At 69.1% G+C, this 1,314-nt stretch carries 1 protein-coding gene and 1 pseudogene; both read right to left on the bottom strand.

Going from position 1 to position 1,314, the window contains the following annotated elements; all coding sequences use genetic code 11:
* Positions 1-426 (bottom strand): annotated as a pseudogene (locus EOA24_RS38185) (hypothetical protein); the annotation flags it as partial.
* On the bottom strand, positions 423-1,314 hold an 892-nt coding region (locus EOA24_RS38180), incomplete at its 5' end, for a glycosyltransferase family 4 protein (RefSeq protein ID WP_127410838.1). The gene EOA24_RS38180 and the pseudogene EOA24_RS38185, both read right to left, overlap by 4 nt.

Below are 1,314 nucleotides of genomic sequence, written 5' to 3'. Positions count from 1 at the left end.
GAGTTGCATGCGGCGCGCGAAGAATGCCGTACGCATATGGCTGCGCAGCGACCAGGCGCAGACGAAGCAGGCGGCGCCGATGCCGCTCGGGTCGCCCAAGAGGCGCATCAGCAGCCCCGTGCCCAGCCCCATCAGCAGCGCCACCACCAGCGCCGCCGATCCGAAGGTCATGTCATACGCGTCGACGCCGGCGCTGTTGGTGCTCTTGCCCATCCATATTGCGGCCGGAACGGCGGTGAGCGAGCGGATATAGGACAGGCCGACGCCGCCCATCACCATGGCCAGCGCGAAGAGGCCGTAACCTTCGGCCGACAGAAGATGCAGCAACGCGATGTTGAGGGCGAAATGGAAGCCGCTCTGCATCGCCTCGCCGCCGATCATCAGCATGAGGCGCCGCACCAGATGGGCCGGGAAGGTGAACTTCACGGGCTCGTCTCCGCCTCGCGGGCGACGCCCGCCCGTCCCCGCCGCGGCGTGGCCTTCAGCTTGTCGGCCACGATCGCCACGATCGCGGCGGCGGCGATATGCTCGCTGAAGAGCGTCTCGTAGCGCGTGCGGCCGGCGGCGGCGAAGCCGCGCCAGAGCTCCGGCCGCTGGATGATCTCGCTGAGCTTGCCGGCAAGGGCCTTGGCATCCCCCGGCGGCACATGCCAGCCGGTCTCGCCGTCGGCCACCACTTCCACCAGTCCGCCGATCGCCGACACCAGCGGCGGCCTGCCCCAGCCCATCGCCTCGATGGCGACGCGACCGAGCGATTCCGGGCGGCGCGACGGCACCGCCACGATATCCGCCCAGCGATAGTGGTCGGTCGGGTCGGAGACGAAGGGCAGCACCTCGACATGCCCTGTAAGCCCCATGCGCCCGACCAGCTCGGCGAGCGCCTGCTCGCGCTCGACGCTTTCGAAGGCGCCGCCGACGAGACGGACCTCGACGCGATTGCGCAACCCAGCGGGAAGCGAGGCGACTGCTTCGAGCAGCACCTCCTGCCCCTTGATGCGGTTGACGCGGCCAAGCAGCAGGACCCTGAGCGGGCGGCTGCCGTCATAGGTCACCGGCAGGGCCAGCGGCCCGGCGACGCCGTTATAGACGACATGCGTGCGCCGCCCCCTGGCATCGATGGCCGGCGGATCGCCGAACGTTGCGCGCGTGGCGCGCGAGTTGAAGATCAGGTCCGCACGGCTCCAGCGCATCAGGGCGACAAGCACCTTGCGCAATATGCGCTCGGGGATTTCGTGGATGTGCAGCAGCGCCTTGCGCGGCAAAAGCCGCGCGGCCAGCGCATAGTCGGCGATGATCGAGGTGTTGATATAGGTC

The sequence above is a fragment of the Mesorhizobium sp. M2A.F.Ca.ET.039.01.1.1 genome, from assembly GCF_003998035.1.
Lineage (GTDB): Bacteria > Pseudomonadota > Alphaproteobacteria > Rhizobiales > Rhizobiaceae > Mesorhizobium.
This window is presented reverse-complemented; position numbering and strand designations above follow the sequence as displayed.